Origin of the sequence: Luteolibacter arcticus (genome assembly GCF_025950235.1) — a bacterium.
Lineage (GTDB): Bacteria > Verrucomicrobiota > Verrucomicrobiia > Verrucomicrobiales > Akkermansiaceae > Haloferula > Haloferula arctica.
The window spans coordinates 474,670-495,344 of record NZ_JAPDDT010000002.1 but is presented as its reverse complement, the minus strand read 5'-3'; the positions used below and the strand labels follow the sequence as shown (position 1 = coordinate 495,344).

Genomic DNA, 20,675 nt, shown 5'->3' with positions numbered 1-20,675 from the left:
TCCGCTCACCCCACCAATGCACGCCCGCGAGCGGTCCCGGGCAAGAGAAATTCGGGGCTTGACCGGGCGGCGGCCGGAGTCAGCGCCCCGGGTCCAGCGGCGGGAAGAGGAGTTGATGCCAAGGATTACCTGACCAGTTTTTCCGCAGATACTCCCGATAGGTTTCACGTTGTGCAGGGGTGAGCACCGATTCCAGCGATGCCACCCGGGAGTCGATGCGTGCTTGGACATCCCTGATGAACTGCCGCTTGAGCGGGTGATCCACTATGAGGGTCAATCCGTCTTCTCCCAGCCATTCCCAGCTCAAGTGCTCGATCCCCAATGCCTGCGGATCCTTGTCAAAGTTCGAAATGAAAAGCTCCAACGGGCGAGGATCGTCCAGCCTGAACGCCGCGACGGCCTCCGCATCGCCGGCAAGGGCCGTGGCGACCTCCGCCTGCCGTTCGGTTCCCAGACCGGCTACTTGCGCCAAGCGGGAGAACTGAGAAGACGTGATGGAGGCGACGCATTGCGAGTGCTCGTCTTTCTTCAGAACCGCCAGAGCGGCGGTTTGATCCTCATCCAGCAAGGGGCGGAGGAACGCTTCGACTTCCCTTGGCGTGGCGAAGTGACTGGCCTCCGCGCTCGTCTTGGCCGCGTCGAGCTGCTGCGCGATTTGTGCTCTCCAAGCCGCCACCTGGGCTTGTTGGTCCGGCGACAGGACGAGCTTTTCTTCCAGCACACCGACTCTCCAGTCCACGCTCCCGAGGTAGCGCTCCTTGAGCAGAGCGGGCCACTCGACCTCATCTTTCCTGAACTCGAGGTCGAGCACGAAGCCCTCGACCGGTCCCGAGGATGCTGCGCTCCGGTCCCGGACCTTGGTGGGAAGGGTCGGCGCGATTGCTGCTGCCGCGACGGAACCGCGAGTCGGCCGCATCCCCGGCATCGCCGCAAACGCGAGAACGAGCAACCCGGATGCGACGTATTTGTTCATCCAGCGGCGATCCTATGCCTGCGGGAGGTCTCTTTGTCGAGGCCCGCCCGAGCATCCATCGTTTCCTGCTGCGCTTCAGCCCGCGCCCAGGCCGAGCGCATTGGTGGCGATCATCACCGCGGCGACGATCGCGATGGCGATCCGGTACCAGCCGAAGACGCCCAAGCCCTTTCGGTTCAGGTAGGAGACCATCCATTTCACTGCGAATGCGGCGGAGATGGTGGCCGCTATCACGCCGATCAGCAGCGGGACCGGGCCGTAGCTGTCCCACATCAGCAGCGCGCCGCCGAGCTTGTGGTCGTATTTCTCCGCGATGTCATGGACCGGCCAGACGGCCTTCTTGGCGGTGGCGGCCCCGAGCGTGATCAAGCCGAGCAGGAAGGAAAATTCGACCGCGGCACTCAGGCGCAGGCCGACGAGGATGCCGCCGAGGATGGTCATCAGGCTGCGCGAGGTGCCCGGCCACATGGCGAGGCACTGGGCGAATCCAATGAGCAGCGCCATCTTGATCGTGATTTCAGCGAGCTCCACGCCCTTGCTGCCCCCGCCCTTTTTCATCCAGCGGTCCACCCCGAGGATGGCAACGCCGCCCACGAACCACGCGATGGCGACCCACTTGAAGTGGAAGAGCTTTTCCTCGATCCAGTCGTTGGCGAGATAGCCGATGATGGCAGCTGGCAGGAAGCCGGCGAGCACGGCGAAGACCAGCTTGAGGCCTTCCTTGTCACGGCCCAGCATGCCCATCGCCATCTGGCGGACCCGCGGGAAATAGAGCCCCAGCACCGCGGCGATCGCGCCGCCCTGGATGCAGATCGCGAAACAATCCGCCGCCGCTTTCTCTTGGCCGGTCAGGTTCCCCATCATCATCCGCTGGGCGACGATGAGGTGACCGGTCGAGCTGACGGGGAGGTATTCGGTGAGGCCCTCGATGATGCCGAGGATGAGCGCTTGCCACCAATTCATGAGGGAGTGGCGCGACCTTGCCGGGCAAGATCGGCGGCGGCAAGGGATTTGCGGTTGCTTGATGGTCCATACGGAGAGAAGTTCCGAGCGCCCGGCGTAACCTCCGGACCCAAAACCACCACCGCATGAAGCGAAAGTATCTCTGGATGGTCAGGCGCGCCTATCGGGCCTTGCGCCATCCGAAGCTGCGACATCGCGGGTGGTGGAGAAAGCTGACCCAGCCCCTGTTCGAGCGCCGGCTGTGGAAGCCGTGCCGCGACACGGTGGCGGTCGGCATCGCGATCGGCTTGTTCTTCGGACTGATCCCGCTGATCCCGCAGTCGCTGTTCGCAGCGATCGCGGCGATGCGGGTGAAGGCGAACATCCCCTTCGCCGTGGCGATCACGTGGATTTCCAATCCGCTGACCAATTTGCCGATCTGGGCGGCCCAGCTTTGGCTGGGCAATCAGGTACAAGGCCTCCTGCATCTATCGCCGCCTGAGTTTGCCGGGACTTTCGAGATCCCGGGCGTCGGCGTGGTGAATGCCGCCACCTTCCTGCTCGGTGTGCTCCTGTCCGGCCTGATCGCGGCGCTTCTCACCTTCCCGGCCGTCCACCTGTTTTCGGCGATCATGCCGCATCACCTGCCGAGGCTGCCCCGCCGCCACCGCGACGCCGTCGTCATCGTCCCGCCTCGCGGTTCTGGAAGCTCCGGGAACTGACCTTTCCCCCGCCGAAGGGCGCGCCGAGACGGGTACCGACGGTCGCCTTGGGAAAGACGAAACGCTCCAGCGCTTTCGCCTCTGCGCGTTTCAGGCCGGCCACCACCAGCAGCGAGATCAATCCGGCCGCCGCGCCGAAGCCGACGGCGAGCAGGATCAGGCGGCTGCGGGTCGAGCCCTCGGGGGCTGCCGCGCGTTCGTCCAGCAGCGTTGAAATGCCGGCCGTCATCCCGGTGGCCAGCCGTTCGGCGAACTCCTCGCCATTGGCAGCCTGTCGCAGGCTTTCCTCCATGCCGCGAACGATCATCGCCAGATCGGACGGAGCGAGTTCCTTCGGTCCGGCCACCGGCAGCATGGTCCCAGTGCGAATTTCGTCCTTCTTGGAAGCCGCCTGGCCGACGCGGAAGTTCCGGCTGTCGGTCTCCAGCACCAGCACGATGCCCGGCGCATCGCCGAGCCAGGCATGTTGCAGGGCATGCGCACGGTCGGAGAGGTTGCGGCCGTAGAGCGAGCTGTAGAGGACGTAGTAGAAGGGGAAGCCGTGCTTTTCCTCCAACGCCGCCAAGGCCCCGGCGATCGCCTGGTGCCGGTCCGGACTGCGCGCGAAGATCCGGGCTTCATCGAGCACCCGATCGGCGGGCGGCGGCGGCGCGGTGAAGTCATCCAACTCCTGGGCATTCAGCCACCCCGCAACGATCCAAAGCAGCGCAACGCACAGTCCCCTCACGCCGCGCATCATCGCTGACCGGCCGTGGCTGGCAAGCCCTGCCGTCTTTCCCCTCGACAGCCCCCCCCTCCCGCGCCAGCGTCCGGGCCGTGACGACGAATCTCCGCGGGCTTCTTGAGCTGCGGCCGCTCCTTCTAGGGCTGGCCACCCGCTGAGCATTTTCTTTCCCTACCGCCGTCACCTGGCAGCTGCAATTTTCCTGCGGCGCCCCTTTTCCTTTCCGACTCAATCTCTCTTTTTTTCCGTGAAAACCGCCTCGATCTCGAAATACCGGCCCTTCCCGCCGGTCCAACTGCCGGACCGCACATGGCCGGACCAGACCATCACCACCGCGCCGATCTGGTGCTCGGTGGACCTCCGCGATGGCAACCAAGCCCTCCCGCAGCCGATGTCGGTGGAGGAAAAGCTCGAGTTCTTCGACGTGCTCTGCCGCGTCGGCTTCAAGCAGATCGAGATCGGCTTCCCCTCGGCCGCGGACACGGAGTTCAATTTCTGCCGCCGCTTGATCGAGGAGAACCGCATCCCGGAGGACGTGACCATCCAGATCCTGGTGCAGACGCGTGAACACCTGATCCGCCGCTCCTTCGAAGCCATCGCCGGAGCGAAGAAGGCGATCGTCCACATCTACAACTCCACCTCGCCGCTGCAACGCCGCGTGACCTTCAGCGATGCCACCCGCGAGCAGATCCGCGACATCGCGATCGAGGGGGCCAAGCTGGTAAAGGAGCTGGTCCCGACCATCCCGAACACCGAGGTGATCCTGCAATACTCGCCGGAGTCCTTCTCGGATACCGAGTTGGATTTCGCCCTCGAGTGCTGCAACGGCGTGATCGACGTCTGGCAGCCGACGCCGGAGAGAAAGATGATCGTGAACCTGCCGGACACCGTCCAGTGGGCCACGCCGAACATCCACGCCGACATGATCGAGTGGATGTGCCGCCATTTAAAAAGCCGCGAATCGCTGCTCGTCTCGCTGCACACCCACAACGACCGCGGCACCGGCACTGCCGCCACCGAGCTGGGCCTGATGGCCGGCGCGGACCGCGTGGAGGGCACGCTTTTCGGCAACGGCGAACGCACCGGTAATCTGGATATCGTAAACGTGGCGCTGAACATGAACAGCCACGGGATCCCGACAGGGCTGGATTTCTCCGATCTGACCTCGCTGCGCCAAGTCTATGAAAAGGTCACCCGCATGACGGTGGGTGAGCGCCACCCGTATGCGGGCGAGCTGGTGTTCACTGCCTTTTCCGGCTCCCACCAGGACGCCATCAAGAAGGGCCTCGACCGCCGGGAGAAGGAGACCCAAGGCGACCCCGAGCTCGCGTGGGGTGTGCCGTACTTGACCATCGACCCGCAGGACATCGGCCGTTCCTACGAAGCAATCATCCGCATCAACTCGCAGTCCGGAAAGGGCGGCATCGCCTACATCCTCGACCGCGAACACGGCCTCGACCTGCCGAAGACGATGCACCCGCAGGTCGGCAAGCGCATCTACGACCTGGCCGATGAACTGGGCCGTGAGCTGACCGCGGACGAGATCCGCGATGCCTTTTACCGGCTTTTCGCCAATGTCGAGTTGCCGCTTTCCGTGAAGGATTACGAATTGGTCCACCACACCACCGAGCGCGGCCAGGTGGCCTGCTCCGCCACCATCGAGCTGTACGGCGAGGAGCGGAAGATCCACGGCCTCGGCAACGGCCCGATCAACGCCTTCGTCCAAGCGATGCAAGGTGCCGGCATGAAGGACTTCAAGGTGACCGACTACCGTTCGCACGCCGTCCGCGGCGGGTCGGACGCCAACGCCGCCGCCTATGTCCAGGTCCAGCACGATGACGGCCGCATCCTCTGGGGCTGCGGCATCGACCCGTCCATCGAAATGGCCGGCCTGAAGGCGCTGGTGACCGGGTGGAATCTGCTGCGGGCCTAGCGGCCTGATCCAATGTCGTGGCGGGCGATGAGGTCCATCGCCTCTTGCCATGGGTGCGAGGCTTCCCTTGACTCTGCACCATGTCTTCTGCCCGCCACGACGGCCGCCAGCCGGATCAACTGCGCCCGATTTCCTTCATCCCCCACGTGGCCCCGCATGCGGCGGGTTCGGTGCTGGTCTCCTTCGGCAATACCCGGGTGATCTGCGCGGCGACCATCGATGAGGATGTGCCGCGGTGGATGAAAATGCAACGGGTGGAGGGGGGGTGGCTGACCGCGGAATACAGCATGCTCCCGTATTCCACGCTGGAACGGAAGGACCGCGATATCTCGCGCGGCAAGCTCGACGGCCGGTCCTCGGAAATCCAGCGGCTGATCGGCCGGGCGCTGCGGGCGGTGACGGATCTCTCGAAACTCGGCCAGCGCACGGTCTGGATCGACTGCGACGTGCTGCAGGCCGACGGCGGAACCCGCACAGCCTCAATCACCGGTGGCTGCGTGGCGCTGGCGATCGCCCTGAACAAGCTGATGTCGGCAGGCAAACTGAAGACTTTCCCGCTGACGAAGCTGGTGTCCGGCATTTCCGCTGGCGTTGTGAATGGCCAGCCGGTTCTCGATCTGGATTACATCGAGGACAAGGAGGCCTCGGTGGATTTCAATGTGGTGATGACCGAGAGCGGCGAGTTCGTGGAGGTTCAGGGCAGCGGCGAGGAGGCGGTTTTCTCCGGCGCCGAGATGACCTCGATGCTGGAGCTGGCGACCAAGGGGTCCGCCGAACTGGTGGCGCTGCAAAAGAAGGCGATCCTCGAGGCCGACCGGCCGAGCGGCGACGCGCTGGCCTCGCTCGCGGCGGCCTTCGGGCGGTGAGCCGCGCGGCCTTTCTTTGTCCTTGCAGCGCCCTCGGGCTGAACTAGTTTTGTTCGATCCTCAAGCGGTTCGCCGCTAGGGGGTTCATATAAAAAAACACGGGGCCTTTAACGGGTCCCGGCATAGACAAAACCAAAGTAAGAACATGAAAACCAATATCCGTCAGCACGGCGGCTTCACCCTGGTGGAGCTCCTCGTGGTGATCGTCATCATCGCGGCCCTCGCGGGCCTTTCGGCTCCCGTCATCCTGAAGCAGCGCAAGGCTGCCGACCGGACGGAAGCGATCAACAACATCAAGCAGATCAACCTCGCGCTGATCGACTTCGATAACGACTACGGCAGCTTCCCGGACAACGATACCCAGGAAGATGTGAAGGATGCAACCGGCACGGCCCTCAGCTTCGGCGGCACCTTCGCGAACGACTACTTCCGCCAACTGATCGCGGCCGGCAACCGGTCGGAGAAGATCTTCTGGTGCAAGACCGGCTTCAGTCCGAAGAAGGGTGATGACATCGTCACCCCCGGCAAGGCACTGGACGCTGGCGAAGTCGGCTTCAGCTACATTATGGCGAGCCAGACCGACGGTCAAAGCTCCTCGGGTGAGCCGGGCCGTCCGGTCCTCGCCACCCCGTCGCTGAAGGCCCAGCCTAACTGGGAATTCGATCCAGAACCTTACGGCGACAAGGCAGTCGTGCTCCGCATTGACGGCAGCGCCAAGGCCGAGACGATCCGTACCGACAACAAGAAGATCAGCATCCAAGGCGGTCGTTTCCTCGAAACCACCGGGGAGAACACCCCATGGGGCACCGATATCAACCCCGTCATGCGCGCTCCGCAGCCGAAGGGCAACTGAGCAGGGCTGACTGACATTACCTGATTCCCACGCCGGGAAGCCTTTCGGGGCTTCCCGGTTTTTCGTTGCCGGGGCGCTGGCAACGCGGGCCGCTGGCCCGCCGAAGCACGCGAACTGGCTCTCATCTGATTCAAGGCCCGGATCGATAGTGATCCCGAAGGACCACTCGGCGGGCCAGCGGCCCGCGCTCCCAGCGGATCCCCGCGATGATTCCGGAGCAAACTTCGGTGGGCGCGGCCGGACCTTTCCAGTACCCTGTGCCCGCGATGAAGGAGGACGAACAGATGCGCCTGCCCGACGGCCGGGCACTGGGCTACGCGGACTACGGCGATCCTGCCGGGGAGCCGGTGTTCTTTTTCCACGGCTGGCCGAGCAGCCGCTATCAGGGAAAGCTGCTGCATGAACTGGCCGCGGAGCGAGGGCTGCGGCTGATCGCGCCGGACCGGCCGGGGGTCGGCTTGTCCGATCCGCTGCCCGGCCGCGGTTTCGCGAGCTGGCCGGGCGATGTCGCCGGCTTGGCCGATGCGCTGGGAATCGGGCGCTTCAAGCTCTATGGCATTTCCGGGGGCGGGCCCTACACGCTGGCCACTGCCGCGGCGCTGCCAGACCGTGTGATCGCCGCAGCAGTGCTCTGCGGTGCGCCGCCCTTTGGCGGTGCGGAGGACCGTGCCGGCATGCACTGGGCCTACCGCGGCATGGCGCGACTGCGGAAGCTCCGCAACGTGGCGATGCCCGTCGTGGTCTCGACGAGCCGCTGGATGATCGCCCGCGGAGCGGAACGGGCTCCCATGACGTGGATGCTGCGCAGCATCCCGCCGTCCGACCGCGAGGCCATCCTGGACGCCGGCTGCTGGGAAAGCGTCACCCGCAGCTATCTGGAAGGCGTGCGCAAGGGCCCGGCGCATACCTTGGCCGATGGCGAACTCTACCTCGAACCTTGGGATTTCTCACCGGAGGACATCCGGGTGCCGGTCGCCTTCTGGCACGGGCTGGCGGACAAGAACCTGCCGTGCGAGGTCGCGAAGCGGCTCGCGGCCCGGGTCCCCGGGGCCGAGGGCCATTGGGAGGAAGGCGAAGGTCACTACTCTCTGCCTCTGCGCTATCGCGCGCAGGTGCTCGATTGGTTGCGAGATCAGGCTTGAGCGCACGGCATGGAGAAGGGAGCCTACCCGCTCGCATGGACTGGACCTACATTCTCGGCACTGATCCTGCCGCCGGTATCACGGTGATTCTCTCGCTGATCCTTATCGAGGGCATCCTCTCCGTGGACAATGCCGCGGTGCTCGCCACCATGGTGATGAGGCTGCCGGAGGAGCAGCGCGGGAAGGCGCTGAAGTATGGTATCATCGGTGCCTACGTTTTCCGGGGCATCTGCCTCGCCCTCGTGGCGTGGCTCATGAGCATCTGGTGGCTGGAACCAATCGGCGGTCTCTACCTGTTGTTCCTCGCGTGGAAACACTTCGCTCGCAACGAAAGCGCGGAAGGCGAAGCCGCCGAGCATGTGGAAAAGGAAGGCAACTGGCTCCATCGCCACACCATGGGGCGCCTCGGTCCTTTCTGGGCCACCGTCGTGGCCGTGGAAATCATGGATCTGGCATTCTCCCTGGACAATGTTTTCGCCGCCGTCGCATTCACGAAGAACAAGCAACTCTTCCCGCCGCCGTCTGACATCGTCCTGGTCTGCATTGGCGTCTTCATCGGCATCCTCGCCATGCGCTTCGCTGCACAGGGGTTCGTGAAGCTGATGCACAAGTTTCCTTTCTTGGAAAAGTGCGCCTACCTCGTCATCGGCATCCTCGGTATCAAGCTGCTTCTTAGCGTCCCGCGACACTTCCTCCCGGAGGGAAATCCGGTGCACGATTTCCTGGCCAGCAAGTATTTCGATTTGGGCACTTCGGCGGTCACGATCCTTATCTTCATTGTGCCCGTGGTGGTTCACCGTCTGAAGCACCCCACTCCCACGGAGTGATAGATTGGAGCTCCCGGATCTTCCGCAGGGCAAACAGCAGGGGCGGCAGGCAGAGCAGCCCGAATGAGCAGTCGATCATGCGCCAGCCGAACGGAATGCCGCGGATCGGCCCGCAGATCAGGGCCAGCGGGATCACCGCGAACGAGGCCACCACCCCGACGCGCAGCACGCCTTGGTAGCGAGCTGGCTCCCGCCACGGCAGGATGAAAAACAGCGCGATCACGAGGTGACCGAAGGCGAGCCAGTCCGTGCCATAGGCGAGGAACGGATAGCGTTCATGGGTGACTTCCAAGCCTTCGCGCACCGTGAGAATCCAGTGCAGGAGGCCCTCGTGGAGGTCGGGATTCGCCCGCGCCTCGCCGGTCATGACGAAGGACAAGAGCCGCAGTTCGTGAAGCAAGGGAAACGCCGTGACCCCGCTGAACACGAGGCCGGCAATCACGAGCCCGATCGCGAGGCGGATTTGCTTCAAGGCAGACATGCCCGCAGTGTGAGCGAACCCCCGCCCACGTCGAACCCGCAACGGTGAAAAGCCGGTGAAGCCCGTGTGAGCGCGTCAGGACGGCTCCTTCTTCTGCAGGTCCGCCTTCAGGCCGCTGAAGAAAAGCAGCGCCGCGGCGACGCAGATGCAGGAGTCGGCGACGTTGAAGGAGGGCCAGCGGTAGTTCACCAGCGGAATGGTGAAGTCGAGGAAGTCGACCACGTAGCCGGCCTTCAGACGATCCCACAGCGGCGCACCTTCCATGTAGGAAAGACGCGACCCTTGGATCAGGCGGTCGGTGAGATTGCCGAAGATCCCGCACAGCAGCAGGCCGACAGCGACCTTGCCCCAATTGCCGAAGAAGAAGTTATTCTTCAGCCCCAGCGTGATCAGCACGAGTGCGATGATGGGCACCGCAAGGAAAACCACCGGAGCCCAGTCGCTGCCGTTGCCAAAGCCGAAGGCCACGCCCTGGTTGTGCACGCGGACGAGGTTGAAGAAGCCTTCGATCACCGGCCTCTCCACACCCGCGGAGAACTTCCCCGGGTCAGGCTCGGGGAAGTTCGCGACGACCCAGAACTTCGACCACTGGTCGAGGATGTAGAGCGGCAGGGTCAGACCCAAAAGGATCCACTTGAGCTGCCACTCCTTGCTAACAGGTGAAGCTTCCATGCTCACGCGTGGGAAACGGCCTGCACCACGGACTCGCAGCGCGCGCAAAGACCGGACTTGCCGAGCGGCTCGTAGCGGCGGCAGCGCGGGCACATCTTGTGGCTCGTCTTCGCGGCCTTGGCCGAGAGCTTCTTGCCGGCGGACACGTCGAGATCGGCGATGATGAAGAACTCGGTGGCGAACTGGCGGTCTCGCAGCAGGTCGTACACCGGCTCCTTTTCCGGGACGACCAGCGTCACCGCAGCCTCGTTGTTCTTCATGAAGGTTTTGGCCTGGATCTGCTCCTCGATCGCGGTCTGCATCGTCCGGCGGATCTCCAGCAGGCGGTTCACCTTCGCCGTCGCCGCACCGGAAGCGAAGGCCGGATCCGGCTCGGGGAAGTCCTGCTCGTGAACGCTGCCCTCGGTAAAGGTCGCATGCTCCCACGCCTCGTCGGCGGTGAAGGCGAGGATCGGCGCGAGCAGCTTGGCCAGCGCATTGAAGACGTCATACATCGCGGTCTGGCTCGCGCGGCGGCGGACCGAGTTCTTTGCGTCGCAGTACATCCGGTCCTTGGTCGCATCGATGTAGATCGCGGACAGGTCGGTGGAGCAGAACTGGTTCACCGCATTGAAGACCTTGCGGAATTCATACTGCTCGTAGGCCTTCCGGCACTCGGCGACCACGGCATGAAGTCGCTCGAGAATCCACTGGTCTAGCAGCGGCAGGTGGCTCGGCGCGACGCGATCCATCCCCGCATCGAAGCCGTCGAGATTGCCAAGGAGGATGCGCAGCGTATTGCGGAGGCGGCGATAGGGCTCGGCAACCTGCTTGAAGAGATCCTCGCTGAAGGGAACCTCACTCTGCCAATCGACGGAGGAGACCCACAGGCGGAGGATGTCGGAGCCGTACTTGTTATAGAAGTGGGCGGCGTCGGTCGGCTTGCCGGCTTTGGCCGCGTCCGACTTCGAGATCTTCTTCTTGTCCTTGTCCACCACGAAGCCGTGGGTGAGCACGGACTTGTAGGGCGCGGTGCCACGCCAGGCGATGCTCATCATGAGCGAGCTCTGGAACCAGCCGCGGTGCTGGTCGGTCGCTTCGAGGTAGAGATCGGCAGGCGCGTGAAGTTCGGGATGCTTCTCGAGCACGGCGACATGCGAGCAGCCGGAGTCGATCCACACGTCGAGCGTGTCGCGGCACTTCTTCACGCCGGCGGGCAGGCCGAGCTTCTGCGCGAGCTCTTCATCGGAAAGCTCGAACCAGATGTTAGTGCCCTGCGTTTCGACGAGATCGGCAACCTTGCAGGCGACCTCAGCGGAAAGGATGGCCTTGCCGTCGGCATCGAAGAACACGGGCAGCGGCACGCCCCAGGTGCGCTGGCGCGAGATGCACCAGTCCGGCCGCGCTTCCACGGTGCCGTAGATGCGGTTCCGGTTCTTCGCCGGCAGCCACTCGACCTTGTCGATCGCGTCGAGCGCCTTTCCGCGCAGGGTTTCCAGCGAGATGAAGAACTGCTCCACCGCGCGGAAGATGATCGGGGTCTTCGAACGCCAGCAATGCGGGTAGCTGTGGCGATAGACTTCCTTCGCGAGCAACACGCCCTTGCTTTCCAACAGCTCGATGATCGGTTCGTTCGACTTGAAGACATGCTTGCCGACCAACTGGGGCAAGCCGACCTCAGCGGTGAAGTTGCCCTCGTCATCGACCGGCGAAAGGATGCCGAGTCCGTACTGCTGGCCGGCCACGTAGTCATCCGCACCATGGCCCGGAGCGATGTGGACCGCGCCGGTGCCAGTGTCGGTGGTGACGAACTGGCCGAGGATGATCTTGGAAGTGCGGTCGAGGAACGGGTGGCGCGCTTCGAGGTGTTCGAGCTCGCGGCCCTTCAGGCTCTTGAGCGTGGAAGTACGACGCATGCCGGACTTCGTCTCAAGCTCGGCCACGAGTTCCTTCACTACGATCAGGATTTCCTGGCGGCCGTTGCCTTCGAATTGGCAGACCTCGTAGGTGAAATCCGGGTGCACCGCCACGCCGAGGTTGGCGGGCAGCGTCCACGGCGTGGTCGTCCAGATCGCCATCGCCGCGTTGCCGATGCCGAGCTTCGACGATGACTCCGGGGTCATCGGGAACTTCACGAAGATCGCGGTGCTTTCCTTGTCCTGGTACTCGACCTCGGCCTCGGCCAGCGCGGTCTGCGCGCCGTAGGACCACTGGACCGGCTTCTTGCTCTGATAGACCGAGCCGCTTTCGACCAGCTTGGCGAAGACGCGCAGGATCTCCGCCTCATAGCCGGGGGCCATGGTCAGGTAGGGATTCTCCCAATCGCCGAACACGCCGAGGCGGCGGAACGAGCCGCGCTGGATATCGATGAACTTTTCCGCGAACTCGGTGCAGCGGCGGCGGATCTCGGCGGGCTCCAGTCCGGTGGCCTGCTTGACCACCTTGAACTCGATCGGCAGGCCGTGACAGTCCCAGCCGGGAACGAAGGGCGCGGTGAAACCGGCCATCGTCTTCGACTTCACGACGAGGTCCTTGAGCACCTTGTTGAGCGCGGTGCCCATGTGCACGTCGCCATTCGCGAAGGGCGGGCCGTCATGGAGGATGAAGGTCGGCGCATTTTGAGCACGGCGGCGGCCGAGGATCTTCTGGTAAAGGCCCTGTTTCTCCCAAATCGCCAGCCGCTTCGGCTCGTTGTCCACGAGGTCCCCGCGCATCGGGAACGTCGTTTGCGGCAGCAGCAGCGTGTCTTTGTATTGCGATTCGGAACTCATTTTGCGGGCGCGGAAGCTAGCAACGCCCCCCCGAGGGGTCAACTACCGGCGCAGGAGATTGAAAATCAGCGGAAAACAGCGGACGCACCGCCAAAAACGGGCTGTCGGGCGAGTGATTTTCGAGACTTCGCGGGCCTCTGACAAACCAAGCGACGGCGAATCGTATGGCAGATTGTATCCAACACCATGAAAGCCCCGGGCAAATTCGGATGGGTCAGTGTCGCCTTGTTCACGATCCTGGGGGGCCTCGCAAACGCCTCTCCGGACCGCCATGTGAGGGTGACGGAGCGGCTGCTGGGTGCGGATGATACGGCCTATGCCGTCTTGCGCACCGAACGCGACAACCACGCCAGTTACTATCAAACGACGACCAAGGTCTACTTCATCGAGCGCTTCACCGATCAGTCCACCCCAGAGAAATCGACTCTCCTTTCCGAGACTGAAACGGTCGTGGACGCTACCCACAATGATCCGAAGACACCTCCACCGGTAACCACACGAGTGGTCACTCGCGACGACAGCTTGAGTCTCGCCGAGGCGCTGCTGCGCTACCCGGTTTCCGAGTCGGTGGCGTGGGATGCCAAACAACTCGCTCATCTCCGGAGCCATCCCCCGTCCGGCATTTCACTCGATGGCAGGGTTCTCATGGCGTCGGGTGAGCGGATTGCCGCGCTTTTCGGCTCCTCATCAAAAGACGGCGAGTGGAAGGTGAGCGGGGCTTTCGAACAGAGGCGAAGCCTCTTCCTGTCGTTGGAAATGGAAATGGAAGAGGGCGGCTCTGAGACGCGCATTCTGGGTCTAGGCGAGGATCTTTCAGATCAGGTCAGCGCACATCTGCAGAGGGAGGACATCTACCTGTCCGCCGGTTCTTTCGGCAGCCGCGAAGAAGCGCTCAGCCGGATAGAAGCGTGGAAGGCTGATAAAAAAAGTCATGTCACCTCCACGACATGGGAAATTTGGTCCCACCTCTTGCCTACTCTAAAGACCGACTACGTCCTCGTTCTCGCTCAAACCCGCGAGATGCTGGAAGGCGGACGGTCCAAGCGCATCGAAGAAGCGACCGGGATCCGATTCGAAGCCATCTCCAGCGAGAGGTTCGTCGAGCGGACACGAGTGCCTTGAGGCGGAACGATATCAGCCTTCGCCGACCTACTTCCCTCCGAACCAGCGGCGGATCTTGCCCAGCAGGCCGGTCGAAGCTTCCGAGCTTGGAAGCGCTGGCGGAGCCGATGGAGTTGGGAAAGGCGGAGGCCCTTGGCGCTTCGCCGGGTGGCGGATCTCCGGTTGGAAGCCGTGGCGTTTCAGCAGGGCCATCGCGCGCTTGTGGAGGTCCGCGTGGCGCGCGGCATCGACCATCATCAGGTAGTTCGCGAAGCCGCCGACGCGGGCGAGGATGCGGTCGCCGCAGCCGCGCCACGTGCAACCCACCGGGCCGCTCTTTTCCATGCGATGCAGCAGTGCCTTGAAGTTGCGGACATCGTTGCGCGGCACAGACAGGCTTTCGTTGACCGTCAGGCCGGTGACATCATGGCGGCGGCCTTTGCCGAGCGTGCGCAGCTTGTCGGGGTGGAGGTGGAAGCCCTCTTCCTCGATCACGCGGCGGACTTGCCAGAGCACCTTACGGCCGGCATCTCGATCGCCGGATTTCGATGAGAAGGTCAGGTCGTCAGCGTAACGGGTGTAAGCAAAGCCGTGCTTGCGGGCGATGCCTGCCATGCGCGCGTCAAAGCGGCGGCACAGCAGGTTCGTGATCGCGGGGCTGGTCGGCGCGCCCTGCGGCAGGTGGCGGACGCCGGTGGCGACTTGCCACGTCTGGCCATCGAGCTCGACCTCCTCGACCGGCGGCTCGGTGCAGAGCTGGGCGAAAATGGTGGCGACGGAGCGCGAGTAGCCGAGCGCATGGAACAGCCCGAAGACCCGTGGCCACGTGATATTCGGGAAGAAGTCGCGCAGGTCGAGATTGATCACCAGCGATGCCCCGACGTGCGGTGAGGCATTCGTGAGAATGGAGCGTTCGCGAAGGAAGCCGTGCGCCGCCTCATGCACCTGCACCTTGTTCAAGATCTGCTCGAGGATCCAGTGCTGCGCCTGCTTGAGTCGCGGCATGGGCGCCGAGATCAGGCGATGGCCGCCGGTTTTCTTCGGCATCAGGAAGCGCCGGTAGTGGCTGAACTTCGCGACCTTGCGACCGTAGGCGAGGAAGCGCAGCTCGCCGACATTTGTCAGCATTGCCTGTGCGAGGATGCGGTGGGTGGCAAAGTCGGGCAGGCCGTGGCGAGCGAGCCGGTCGTGGTGCGACTCGAGTTGGTTGAGATTCGCCGAGCCCTCGTCGCCCAGATGGAGGATCTCATCCTGCTTGCGGCGCTCCCATGCCGCGGTGCGGGCCTGGCGCTCTTGCTCGCGGCGCTCCTCGGTCTCCTTCTGCTTGCGGCGCGACTCGGCCAAGCGCTCGCGACGCATCTCCTTCAAGGCGGCCTCGCGGTCTTGATAACGGCGCTGCTGCGCGGTGAGCGAGCGAAGGTCGGATACAAGTTCCGCCTCGCGCTTGAGCAATGCTTCGGGAATCGCGGTCTCGGCCGTGCCGGGCTTCCAAAAGCCCTTCCGGATCATCTCCTCGAGGATGACCTTGTCCCGGCCACCGGCGGCGCGGATGCGATCGTAGATTTCCTGGCGTTCGGACATGGTCAGATCAGGCGCGGCGGAAGGAAATCGACAGCGGCGGGCGGCGTCTTCGTGCAACTCGGAGGACCGGGCTGCTCAACTCAAGCGGCACCCCTACCAGTGCGCTAGTTCGCTTCACGGAAGCCGACCCGGAACTAGCGCACTGGTAGGGAAGTGCCGCACAGTCACGAGCTGACCGGTGATGCGTTGCGAGGCTGTGAACATGGACGGCGATACGCCGACCGGATGGCAAGATCCACACCCCCGCCGCTGTCGAAATACATCTACGGCGCGGACGACGGGCACCGGAAGATAAATCATCGGGTGTCGTCTTCATTTCGCCGAAAAGTGGTAGCGCGCCTTTGCCATGCGGGCCGCGAGGACATGCTCGCAGGGCCCCAGGCGCAGGCGGTTCTGTTGGAAGAAATTGCAGGAGCACTTCGCGCGGACGAGCCGCTCGTCGGCATCGATCACCGCCTCCACCGGATAGCGCGTCTTGCCATCATCCACGATGCCGGCGATCTGCCGTTCGCCGATGCGTTCCTCGACCTCGACCTTCACCGAGCCACGCTGGAACAGCTCGCGGGCCTTCGCCTCGCGCTCGTTGGAGAAGCGCAGCCGGTCGAGTGGCAGCGGCTCTCGGCTGAGCGCGCGAGCCCGCCAGAGATCATCGCCCGGATCCTTCACCACCAGCCCGGCCTGGGTGCCCGCAACTAGCGCGCCAAGCACATCGGCCGGCGGCATCGAGAGTTGTGCGGCGAGTGACGACGCGCTGGAGAACCAGCTCCGGTTCAGCGCGCCGAGCACCATCTCGACCGCCTCGGTCGAGACCGCGGTGCGCGGTGCCATCAGGTCGAATTGGCCGGCGCGCGACCAGTCATTCGCCGTCCAGCCGGACAGGCCCAAAGTGAAATTCAGCGCGCCCATGTCAACCTGCCAGAAAGACGGCATGCCGTAGCCTAACAGCCGGACCTTCACCCGCCGCGCGAGCGGGATCATCGCCTCCAGCACCAGCAAGCGGCGGCGTCCCCACAGCCGGATCTCGGTGTTCTCCTTCGCATGATGGAAGGACCGGCGGCAAACGATCTCGGTGCCCCAGGGATCGACGATGATGACCGGCGGCTGGCCCGGATTCAGCCGGAAGCGCAGCGAGCGCGGGCCGTGCCTTTCCTTCTTCCGCTTCAAGTGAAAGCAGATCGCGTGGAAGTCCATCGGATCGAGATCCACCTCGATGCCATCGAGCGTCATCGCCGAGCTGACTTGCAAGAACCCGCGCACCCATGAATCGGGCACGTCGATCTTCTCCTCGCGAAGCGCGGGGTCGTCGCCGGTCTTCACTTCGAAGCCACCGGGGTCGATCGCCAGCGCGGTCTCCTTGTAGTCGCGGATCTTACGAAACTCATCGTACAACGGCGCGGAGTAGTCGATATTCGTGGTGCCGCAGGTGAAGTCGCCGACTTTCTCAAAGACATCGTGCGTGCAGGACAGCCGCGCGTAGCTTGATTCGTCCTGGCTGAAGCACTCGAAGAATACCTGATCGGGATGCACGGTAATCACCGGATCGAGGACGATCCACCAGATGCGCTCCCATTTGTAGATGTGCTGGAAGTAGCGCTGCTTCGCGTCGCGGAACGGCGTCATCACCTCCCACTTCCGGGAGCGGAGCGTATCGAGTTCCTCGCGCACGGCGGAAACCTGGCCCTTGATCTCGCCGGCCCGCTCCATGAATTCGGCAAGCCAGACTTCCTCCTGCGTGGCGGCCCACGCCTTGTAATCCTCGCGCTCTTTCGGCTTCCAGCGCAGGTCACCGGTGACGACGCGGTGCATCGCACAGATCGCCTCGCGGAAGGGCAGCTTGTCACGCAGCAGACCGTTGAAGGCCATCGGCGGCCGGCCTCCATCGGGCACGAAGGTCATCGCGGTCGACCGCGGCGTGGAGCCGACGCGCGAGAAGCCACGGTATTGATACTGGAAGATCATGACGGCTCGCGGACAGGCACGGGGCGGGGTTTCAACGGGCTTTCCATCTGCGGCCAGTGGCGGCGCAAGGCATCGAGGATGCGGATCATCTCCGCCTTGTCCTGGATCGCCACCGTGCCGGACTGGCGGGCCAGCAGCGGGACGACCAAGCGGGCGATGCTTTCGTCGGCCAGCGCTTCCTTCTCAAGGAACGCGAGCACCCTTTGCTTCGCCACGCGGCCGACCCCGATGCGGGAAAGCACGGTGCGAAAATAGAGATCGAGTGCCGCGATCCGCTCGGCCGAGCCACTCGCGTGGCGTTCCAGGTAGTTCGTGGCGAAGAGCTGGATCTCCGTCGCGGGGTGCTGGCTGAAACGCAGCAGATACACCGGCCCGTCTTCCTCGCGAAACAGCCGCGTCACCAGCTCGCGGCCGAAGTCGCGCGCGGGCCGATGATTCGAGTCACACACGGCCACCAGCGACTCCGGGGTCCAATCGCCGTCGCGGATTTCGCGCCGGCAGAAGTCGAAGGCGCGTTCACGGCCATCGTCATAGGGACTCTCTAACAAGCGCAACACCAGCCCCGGTTCGCGGCGGAGCAAGTCTGGCTCACGCTCCAACTGCTCGATTGCCCACTCGCGCACCGCCACCAGAGGATGCACTGCCCAGGCCACCAGATCCTCCGTCTCGAAGGGCCCGCTTTCACGCTGCAACAGCGCGAAGCCGAGCATCTGTCCGTAATCGTAACGCGACTCCAGCATCCGCCGGAACGAGTCCGCGGGAATCGCATCCAGCTCGTTTGCAAAGGATTCGGTGAGCAACGCATGGACCGACGCATGCAGTCCTTCGAACGATTCCTCGCGGAAAAGCAGCGGATACCACTGCAGAACGAGCTCGCGCGCTGACGTGCGGTCGCGGGTGGCGACCCGTCCTAACAGCGGCGCAGCACCATCGCGCAGTTCTTCGTGCTTCGAAACGGCACAGGCCGCGAGCACCTCGGTGCGCGAGGCCAGCTCATGGTCGGAAAGTTTTCCTAACAGCTCCATGCCGAGCCGCCGCACCGCGGGGAAATCCGACGACACCGCCGCAAGCAACAGGCTCTCCGGCAAGCCCGCCGGGGAAGACGACTTCAGCAGCACCTGCACCGCCAGCAATTGGCAGGCCTCCAGCGGATGCGCCGCCAGCTCTGCGAGGTGCGCCGGCGGCAGTGCCTGCACCTCGGCGGGCGCAAGCAGCAGCAGGAAGTCCACCGCCGGTCCGGCGATGGCGGCTTCATCGTCATCGAGCGCGAGCAGGGCGGAAACGACGCGCGCCACCAGATCGCGGCGCGATTCCACGGGGATCGCCGTGGCCCGCAGCACGTCGCGGACGGCGAGTCGTGCGTCCTCGTGCTTGAGGAACGCCGTCGATGCGAGGAAGGCGGAGTCGGCGACAACGATGGTCGCGACATCGCGCAGCCAAGCGATCCCCTGGGTCCGCGCTTCAGGAAGCGAGGAATCCAGCATCGCCAGCAACAGCGGCAGCTCTGGCGCTGCGGGATTCCAGCGCGCACGGGCGATCTCCAGGCCGAGTGCCACGGTATCAGCGAACCACGAGCCTAACAGGTCGGCGACGAAGCTCGCATCCGCTTCCTCGACAAACGCGGGATTCGCACGCCAAACGCGCAGTGCGAATTGCTGGACCTCCCGTGTCCGGGCATGGCGAAGCAGGTGCATCACCGCATCCGGCGCCTGGTCCCACAGGTGGGCGAATGGTTCTTCGCGGGTGGTGGCGTCGCCACGCTTCCCGTCGATGAATCGCCAGGTGACCTTGCTATTCGTCGGCTCGAGCTTTCCGCCCGCCCCGCGCATCAGCCAGATGAAGCCAAAGCAGGAACTGTAGCGCGGATACCAGATCTTGCGCTCGATCGAGCGGCGCGTGGTACGATCCCAATCGTATGTGGAAGTGGAGGTTTCCCGCGGCTGGTCCGTTTGATCGTCGTAGGCGAGCAAGAGGCCGGTCGCCAGCGGGATGAAAAGCGCGGCCTCGCCACTCTCGCCGGCCACGGTCAGCAGCCGCACCGGCCGGCGGCGGAGGTAATTGCGCGTGCCGGTCGTGTAGGCCGGTTGGGGCGCGGCCTTGGGCAATCGCCACGGCATTGCACCGGTGGCATTCGTGGTGTCAAAGCGACGGACGCACTGACCGTAGAGCTCTGCATCCAGCCGGAACTCCGATGCCTTTAGTACTTGGCGGAAGAACGGCATGGTCCCGCGGCCAAGCGGCAACAGCCGCACCAGCTCATGCATCACCTCCCGCACCCAGCCGTGACGGGAGGAAAGAATCATCAGCGCCGATGGCAGGCCGTTGTGCTGGCCGGTCCGCAGCTCTTGCTCGACCACCGCGCGGAAAGCTGCGGGATCGCCGGTCAGGAACACCGCGGCAACAGTAGGCGGCAAGCCCGCGGCCGAATCGTCTTCCTCGGGAAGCAAGGCAACCTTGGCCTCGGCGATCATCGCGAGCACCCATGGAACGTCGGCGGCCCGCTTTGTCATCAAATCGAGCACCACTGCGTGTTTCGGGCTGCCGCAGCGGCCGAGCGCCCAGGCTGCGCACCACAGGTCCATCGGCCCTTGCAACCGCGCGCCGATCGTGGCGATGTCATCCGCGGCCTCCCGCATCATCCACGCCCCGGCGCGCCATAGCACGCGCGAGAGCTTCCAGCGTGCCTTGCCTTTCGGCGAGCCGCCGGCCTCTTCCTTCAAGCGCCGTAGGATGGCGGTCCGGCGCGGATCGTCGCACGCCAGAGCGGGAGATGCCGCTACCGGCAATGCGGCAGGGAGCCCGGATTCACCGGCGATCTTGTAGCCCTTTTGTGTCTTTTCCGCCACAAGCGCCTCGAAGATCGCCTCGGCCTTGGCCCGCGATTCAGGGAAAGGAGTCTTGGTCCCGTCGCGCAACGCGGCGCCGCGGCGGCCGTAGCGGAAATTCACCAGGAACTCGCCCTCGCCGGCCTCGCACAGGTCCACCTCATAGACCTTGTCGGAGTTTCCCTCGCGGAAGTGGAGGCGGCTTTGGCGGACGAGTTTCAAGGGAAGTTGATAGAGGAAAACGTATCGACTCCAACCAAGCAAGCCGCCCCGGGACCGGGCAAGTCAAATGGTCGGAAGCTGGGCAATCTCCTGCGCGACCAT

General features: G+C 64.2%; 16 protein-coding genes. 7 read left to right on the top strand and 9 right to left on the bottom strand.

Translation table 11 applies throughout. The features are described 5' to 3' along the window. Positions 1–79: 79 nt before the first annotated feature. Both OKA05_RS06750 and OKA05_RS06745 read right to left on the bottom strand, forming a co-directional pair. Entirely contained in the window at positions 80–973 is an 894-nt protein-coding gene (locus OKA05_RS06750; RefSeq protein ID WP_264486354.1) for a hypothetical protein, read from the bottom strand. Between the two features lie 75 nt (positions 974–1,048). Next, positions 1,049–1,936 (bottom strand): undecaprenyl-diphosphate phosphatase, encoded by an 888-nt coding sequence (locus tag OKA05_RS06745; RefSeq protein WP_264486353.1) that lies wholly within the window; start codon positions 1,934–1,936, stop codon positions 1,049–1,051. Positions 1,937–2,061: 125 nt separating this feature from the next. On the opposite strand from OKA05_RS06745, the gene OKA05_RS06740 reads away from it, so the two are divergent. Further along, a complete protein-coding gene (locus OKA05_RS06740; RefSeq protein ID WP_264486352.1) occupies positions 2,062–2,637 on the top strand; it encodes a DUF2062 domain-containing protein in 576 nt (191 codons plus the stop codon). Here the strand turns inward: OKA05_RS06740 and OKA05_RS06735 are convergent. After that, positions 2,597–3,364, bottom strand: coding sequence for a TPM domain-containing protein (locus OKA05_RS06735; RefSeq protein WP_264486351.1), 768 nt, complete (start codon positions 3,362–3,364; stop codon positions 2,597–2,599). The two genes, OKA05_RS06740 and OKA05_RS06735, sit on opposite strands and share 41 nt — an antisense overlap. 244 nt (positions 3,365–3,608) lie before the next feature. Between OKA05_RS06735 and leuA the strand changes: the two genes are divergently transcribed. From leuA to OKA05_RS06710, 5 genes are all read left to right on the top strand, one after another. Further along, positions 3,609–5,294, top strand: a complete 1,686-nt coding sequence (gene leuA, locus OKA05_RS06730) for a 2-isopropylmalate synthase (protein ID WP_264486350.1) — start codon at positions 3,609–3,611, stop codon at positions 5,292–5,294. Positions 5,295–5,374: 80 nt separating this feature from the next. Continuing rightward, positions 5,375–6,160 carry a ribonuclease PH gene (gene rph, locus OKA05_RS06725; protein ID WP_264486349.1) on the top strand — a complete coding sequence of 262 codons (786 nt, stop codon included), beginning with the start codon at positions 5,375–5,377 and terminating at the stop codon, positions 6,158–6,160. A gap of 145 nt (positions 6,161–6,305) precedes the next feature. Continuing rightward, positions 6,306–7,013 (top strand): type II secretion system protein, encoded by a 708-nt coding sequence (locus tag OKA05_RS06720; protein WP_264486348.1) that lies wholly within the window; start codon positions 6,306–6,308, stop codon positions 7,011–7,013. A 266-nt stretch (positions 7,014–7,279) separates the two neighbouring features. Then, positions 7,280–8,155, top strand: a complete 876-nt coding sequence (locus tag OKA05_RS06715) for an alpha/beta fold hydrolase (protein WP_264486347.1) — start codon at positions 7,280–7,282, stop codon at positions 8,153–8,155. A 35-nt stretch (positions 8,156–8,190) separates the two neighbouring features. Further along, positions 8,191–8,982 (top strand): TerC family protein, encoded by a 792-nt coding sequence (locus OKA05_RS06710; RefSeq protein WP_264486346.1) that lies wholly within the window; start codon positions 8,191–8,193, stop codon positions 8,980–8,982. Here OKA05_RS06710 and OKA05_RS06705 read toward each other — a convergent pair. The 3 genes from OKA05_RS06705 to ileS all read right to left on the bottom strand — a co-directional run bounded on the left by OKA05_RS06705 (position 8,930) and on the right by ileS (position 12,885). Then, a complete protein-coding gene (locus tag OKA05_RS06705) occupies positions 8,930–9,463 on the bottom strand; it encodes a hypothetical protein (RefSeq protein ID WP_264486345.1) in 534 nt (177 codons plus the stop codon). The two genes, OKA05_RS06710 and OKA05_RS06705, sit on opposite strands and share 53 nt — an antisense overlap. A 75-nt stretch (positions 9,464–9,538) precedes the next feature. Then, complete coding sequence (locus tag OKA05_RS06700) at positions 9,539–10,135, bottom strand: signal peptidase II (protein WP_264486344.1); 597 nt, start codon at positions 10,133–10,135, stop codon at positions 9,539–9,541. 2 nt (positions 10,136–10,137) lie between these two features. Continuing rightward, positions 10,138–12,885: an isoleucine--tRNA ligase gene (gene ileS / locus OKA05_RS06695; RefSeq protein ID WP_264486343.1), complete on the bottom strand. Its 2,748-nt coding sequence runs from the start codon at positions 12,883–12,885 to the stop codon at positions 10,138–10,140. Between the two features lie 279 nt (positions 12,886–13,164). Here ileS and OKA05_RS06690 point away from each other — a divergent pair, with 279 nt between their 5' ends. Then, entirely contained in the window at positions 13,165–14,007 is an 843-nt protein-coding gene (locus OKA05_RS06690; protein WP_264486342.1) for a hypothetical protein, read from the top strand. A 27-nt stretch (positions 14,008–14,034) separates the two neighbouring features. On the opposite strand, the gene OKA05_RS06685 is transcribed toward OKA05_RS06690, so the two are convergent. The 3 genes from OKA05_RS06685 to OKA05_RS06675 all read right to left on the bottom strand — a co-directional run bounded on the left by OKA05_RS06685 (position 14,035) and on the right by OKA05_RS06675 (position 20,573). After that, positions 14,035–15,567 (bottom strand): reverse transcriptase family protein, encoded by a 1,533-nt coding sequence (locus OKA05_RS06685; RefSeq protein ID WP_264486341.1) that lies wholly within the window; start codon positions 15,565–15,567, stop codon positions 14,035–14,037. Between the two features lie 312 nt (positions 15,568–15,879). Then, positions 15,880–17,526, bottom strand: a complete 1,647-nt coding sequence (locus tag OKA05_RS06680; protein ID WP_264486340.1) for an SWIM zinc finger family protein — start codon at positions 17,524–17,526, stop codon at positions 15,880–15,882. Then, entirely contained in the window at positions 17,523–20,573 is a 3,051-nt protein-coding gene (locus OKA05_RS06675) for a WGR domain-containing protein (RefSeq protein WP_264486339.1), read from the bottom strand. The genes OKA05_RS06680 and OKA05_RS06675 overlap by 4 nt, the downstream gene beginning before the upstream one ends. Between the last annotated feature and the right edge of the window lie 102 nt (positions 20,574–20,675).